This is a genomic window from Hyphomonas sp. UBA3601 (assembly GCF_002375605.1).
In the GTDB taxonomy this organism is placed as follows: Bacteria; Pseudomonadota; Alphaproteobacteria; order Caulobacterales; family Hyphomonadaceae; genus Hyphomonas.
Genome location: NZ_DFME01000114.1, coordinates 1 through 4,944, shown reverse-complemented (window position 1 = coordinate 4,944; position 4,944 = coordinate 1). Strand labels below are relative to the sequence as shown.

The window sequence follows — 4,944 nt, the reverse complement described above, 5'->3', positions numbered from 1 at the left end:
CCGCCTGCCGCTATAGCTTCGGCTATAACGTCATTGATCGCTGGCACGAGGCGTGCGGCGCGCTGGCCCGGCACGGTCGCTGCACTCCGGCGCGGGGATACACCCGCACGCCACAACGCTTCGCACACATAGATATTACCGAGCCCGGCAATCACCGACTGGTCGAGCAGCGCCGATTTGATCGGCGTCTTGCGCCCCCGCAGAACTGTATTCAGATACGCCTCGGAAAACCCATTGGAAAGTGGCTCCGGCCCCATCGCCATTAACCTTGGATACGCCTGAAACTGCTGCGCGGGCCAGAGTTCCATGAAACCAAATCGACGCGGATCATTATAGGTTACGCGCGCGCCGCTTTCGAGCTGGAAGACAACATGGTCATGGCGTGGGTCTGTGCCGGTCTCGTGATGGAACGCACCGAGTTTGTCGTCCGCCACCGTGAACCGTCCAGTCATGCCGAGATGCATGACGAGGACCTCATCCGTCGACAGGGCAAGCGTCAGGAACTTCGCCTTGCGGCCCAGATGGGTGATACGCGCACCGCTGAGGCGTTCGGCGAACCGGTCGGGGAAGGGAAACCGTAGATCAGCCCGGTTGTGGACAAGACGCTCAATACGCTGGCCCTCCATGACTGGCGCAAGTCCGCGGCGAACTGTCTCGACTTCGGGTAATTCAGGCATGGCTATGGCATATAGCCTAGGGTGATCGAGGCAACTATGGTGGCGCGCATGTCTGCAGATAGAGATACGGAACGCAAGGTGTCGTTCGGCTTCGAAGAGGTCACCGAGACGGAGAAGGTCGCCCGCGTGAAAGGCGTCTTCCGCTCTGTCGCGTCCCGCTACGACCTGATGAACGATCTCATGTCCGCAGGCGTCCACCGCCTCTGGAAGCATGATGCGATGAATCAGGTGAACCCACAGCCCGGCGAGCGCCATCTGGATGTTGCTGGCGGCACCGGCGAATTGGCACGCGCCTTCCTCACCTTGGCTGACAAGGCGGGCAAGCGCAGGAGCATCGACACGCCCGCCACCGCAATCGTGTCCGACATCAATGATGCCATGCTGGACGCAGGCAAAGCCCGTGCGGACAATGCTAAATGGGAAGGTCGGCTAGACTGGATTTGCGCCGACGGCCAGAATTTGCCCTATCCCGACCGAGTATTCGATGCCGTCACCGTGTCGTTCGGAATTCGCAATTTTGCGGATCGTCTGGAAGGATTACGGGAGTTCCGCCGCGTGTTGAAACCGGGCGGCAGATTGGCCGTTCTGGAGTTCAGTCATATGACGGTCCCTGCCCTGCAGGCCGCATACGACACATACAGTTTCAATGTGATCCCGCGCCTCGGCAGCCTGATTGCGGGAGATGCCGATAGTTATCAGTATCTTGTTGAATCAATACGGAAATTTCCCACACAGGACGCCTTCCGCAAAGAAATCGAAGATTCAGGCTTTTCTCGTGTGAGTGTCACGAATTATTCGGGAGGCATCGCCGCCCTGCACTTCGGCTGGGCGGTCTGATGCGGGTCAGCTTGGGCTCGAATCCGGCGTCAGACTGGAGCGCTGTGCAGGGTCCAGCAACAGCTGGTCTGGGGCTTGGCTCGGCTCGGCATAATAGATCGCCGCAGCAATCATTGCAGCCACAAGCAGTCCACTCGTCACAAAGTATAGAGTTCCTTTGTTTTTTGGTGCTTTTTTAGTGGCCATGACAGCCTCCTCTGTAAACATATCTTCCCTCATCAAACGCCGTCCGGGCCTGCCGGTTCCCGTTGGCGCGCGGAGCATGGCATGGGACTGATTGGAGATTATCGCCGCCTGATGCGCGCTGGCATAGCACTCGCGCGACACGATGTGATCCTGCCGGGCGCTTACCAGACCCGCCTGCCTCTGCCTGCCCGCATCGCCGGGCGGGTGCTACGTGTCTTTGGTGGCGGCGCGCGGGGACGCCCCGGCGAGCGCCTCGCCCGCGCGTTGGAAAAGCTGGGACCGGCCTATATCAAGCTTGGGCAGTTTCTGGCCACGCGCCCGGATGTGTTCGGCGCTGAAGTCACCCAGGATCTGGGCCGTCTGAAGGACAAGCTGCCGCCCTTTTCGATGAAAGCGGCGCGCGCCGCCCTTGCGGAAGAGTTTGGTGAGGCTGACGCCGCGCGCCTGTTTGCCGAATTGTCAGACCCGGTTGCGGCCGCGTCCATCGCGCAGGTCCACAAGATGTCCCTGCCGGAAGGCGAACGCGCCGTGAAAATCCTGCGGCCGGGAATTGAGCACAAATTGATGGTGGAGCTTTCTGCCATGAAACGCGCTGCGCGCACCATCGAAGGCATCTCAGCCGAGAGCCAGCGTCTGAAACCTGTGGCTTTCACTGAAACCATTGCGAATGCCATGATGCGCGAAACCGACCTGCGCCTCGAAGCAGGCGGCGCAGACGAAATGCACGAAATCAGCCAGAAATCCGGCCATTTCGTCATTCCCTCCGTCGATTGGGACCGCACCGGTCGCCGGGTTCTTACCATCGACTGGATCGACGGAGTTTCTCTCACCGATCCAAAAGCGCTGGACCGTCCCGGCATCGACCGCAAGAAATTGGCGAACGACATCACGCAGGGCTTCCTGACCCATGCGATCGAATACGGCGTGTTCCATGCGGACATGCATGAAGGCAATCTCATCATCACGCCGGAAGGCAAGGTGGCCCTGGTGGATTTCGGAATCATTGGCCGGATCGGCCTGGTCGAGCGCCGCTTCCTCGCCGAAATCCTTTGGGGCTTCCTGAAGCGCGATTACCGCCGTGTTGCCGAAGTCCATTTCGAGGCCGGTTATGTACCGGCCAACCAGTCCATCGGGGAGTTCGCACAAGCTCTCCGTTCCATCGGCGAACCCGTACATGGCAAACCGGCCGAAGAAGTCTCGATGGGTCGCGTCCTGCTTCAATTGTTCGACTATACGCACACATTCGGAATGTCCCTGCGTCCGGAACTTGTCCTGCTCCAGAAGACCATGGTCCAAGTGGAAGGCGTCGCCCGCGCGATCGACCCGTCGCACAATATATGGTTTGCGTCCGAACCCGTGGTCGGCACGTGGATCCGGCGCAGCTTTGGTCCAGAGGGCGCCGCAAAACTTGTCGCAGGCAATGTGAAAGAGATCACCAACCGGTTGAAGCGTCTGCCAGAAGTCATGGACAGATTTGAGGCCTCACTACTCGAACCGGTTTCGCCCCCGCCGCTTCCACGCCGGTTTGCGCCTTGGTGGGGCTGGTTTGGCTTCATCGCGGTCTTGGTTGCGCTGGGCATCTGGGCAGCGAAATAGCGAGTTTCGGGCATTTCCCTGCTGAAACCCGCGAAAACCTTAACCGAGCCGCCAAGTTCACAGGGATTTCATGGGGTAACGGCAAGAAATTTGCGATAAGACACGCGTAACAAACAGAGCCCGGCCCATGACGCAAAAACGCATCCTTTTGATCATTTCCGGCGGTATTGCCGCCTATAAGAGCCTGGAACTGATCCGGGAGTTGCGCCGGCGCGACATTGCCTGTCGGTGCATCGTGACGAAGGGCGGCCAGGAATTCGTCACCCCTCTCTCGGTCTCCGCCCTGTCCGGCGACAAGGTCTATACCGAGCTGTTCAACCTCAGTGACGAAGCGGAAATGGGCCATATTGAGCTTTCCCGCTCGGCCGATCTCGTCGTTGTCTGCCCGGCTACCGCAGACCTGATGGCCAAGGCCGCAGGTGGCCTCGCCAATGATCTTGCCTCCACCACACTTCTGGCGACTGACAAACCTGTCCTGGTCGTGCCCGCCATGAATGTGCGCATGTGGCAGCACCCAGCCACGGTGCGGAATGTCGAAACGCTCCGCGCGGATGGCGTGACGGTGATGGAGCCGGACGAAGGCGCGATGGCCTGCGGTGAATTCGGTCCTGGCCGCCTTCCGGAACTTCCGGTCATCGCCGAAGAAATCGAACGCATGCTGGCAGGAGACGCCACCGGCGCACTGGCGGGAACCCACGCGCTTGTCACAGCAGGCCCGACACGCGAACCGCTGGATCCTGTTCGGTTCTTGTCCAACCATTCTTCCGGCAAGCAAGGCTATGCGATTGCCGAAGCGCTCGCGCGTCTGGGTGCGCAGGTCACTTTGGTCTCCGGTCCGGTCGCCCTGCCCGCACCACGGGGAGTGAATTTCGTACCGGTCGAGACTGCCCGCCAGATGTTGAAGGCCTGCGAGGACGCTCTGCCTGCTGATGTATTCGTTTCTGTGGCCGCGGTTGCTGACTGGCGCCCGGCACGGGCCGCAACCAAGAAGCTGAAGATCAAGGGCGCAGGCAGCGAACATCCGTCCATGGAACTGACCGAAAACCCGGATATCCTCAAGACGCTGGCCAACAAACGCAAGAACCGACCCGCCCTGGTGATCGGCTTCGCCGCAGAGACGCATGATGTCGAGGAACACGCTGAAGCGAAGCTCGCCCGCAAGAATTGTGACTGGATCGTCGCCAATGATGTCTCCGGGGATGTGATGGGCGGCTCGGAAAACGAGATTGCCCTGATCACCCGGAACGGATCCGAACGCTGGCCCCGCATGGGCAAGACCGAAGTGGCGCGCCGACTGGCGCACAAGGTCGCTGAAACGCTGAATGATGAAGGCGACGGGCTGAAACTCGCCGCAGAATAGGGATTAGGCGGGCGGCTCACCATTCTGCGCGAGCACCTCCCCTGCCAGATACAGAGATCCGCAAATCAGGATCCGGTCGACGCCGGTTGTCGCCGCAGCCTTGAGCGCCGCTTCGAGACTGTCGTACGCGGCAGCTTTCAGCCCCGCATTGGTGGCCGCTTCCGCCAAGGCCTGAGGCTCGGCGCCCTGATGACCCGGCGCATTCGGCAAGGTGAAGACCTCAGGTCGCACCTGCCGGAACGGCATGAAATAATGGGTCGCATCCTTGGAGGCGAGCATGGCTGCGAC

The 4,944-nt window shown here is 60.5% G+C and carries 5 protein-coding genes and 1 pseudogene; 3 read left to right on the top strand and 3 right to left on the bottom strand.

Annotated features, from left to right (window positions below; all coding sequences use genetic code 11):
• A partial coding sequence (gene mutM, locus B4F73_RS12025; RefSeq protein ID WP_290483375.1) for a bifunctional DNA-formamidopyrimidine glycosylase/DNA-(apurinic or apyrimidinic site) lyase occupies window positions 1-677 on the bottom strand: 677 nt, incomplete at its 3' end.
• A gap of 48 nt (window positions 678-725) precedes the next feature.
• Here mutM and B4F73_RS12020 point away from each other — a divergent pair.
• Entirely contained in the window at window positions 726-1,514 is a 789-nt protein-coding gene (locus B4F73_RS12020) for a class I SAM-dependent methyltransferase (RefSeq protein WP_290480406.1), read from the top strand.
• A gap of 6 nt (window positions 1,515-1,520) precedes the next feature.
• Here the strand turns inward: B4F73_RS12020 and B4F73_RS12015 are convergent, their stop codons facing one another.
• On the bottom strand, window positions 1,521-1,700 hold the full coding sequence (locus B4F73_RS12015) for a hypothetical protein (protein ID WP_206991923.1): 180 nt from the start codon (window positions 1,698-1,700) through the stop codon (window positions 1,521-1,523).
• Window positions 1,701-1,781: 81 nt separating this feature from the next.
• On the opposite strand from B4F73_RS12015, the gene ubiB reads away from it, so the two are divergent.
• Both ubiB and coaBC read left to right on the top strand, forming a co-directional pair.
• On the top strand, window positions 1,782-3,296 hold the full coding sequence (ubiB, locus tag B4F73_RS12010; RefSeq protein ID WP_290480405.1) for a 2-polyprenylphenol 6-hydroxylase: 1,515 nt from the start codon (window positions 1,782-1,784) through the stop codon (window positions 3,294-3,296).
• Between the two features lie 127 nt (window positions 3,297-3,423).
• Window positions 3,424-4,656, top strand: a complete 1,233-nt coding sequence (coaBC, locus tag B4F73_RS12005) for a bifunctional phosphopantothenoylcysteine decarboxylase/phosphopantothenate--cysteine ligase CoaBC (RefSeq protein ID WP_206991921.1) — start codon at window positions 3,424-3,426, stop codon at window positions 4,654-4,656.
• 3 nt (window positions 4,657-4,659) lie between these two features.
• On the opposite strand, the pseudogene B4F73_RS12000 reads toward coaBC, so the two are convergent.
• A pseudogene (locus B4F73_RS12000) lies at window positions 4,660-4,944 on the bottom strand (bifunctional folylpolyglutamate synthase/dihydrofolate synthase); the annotation flags it as partial.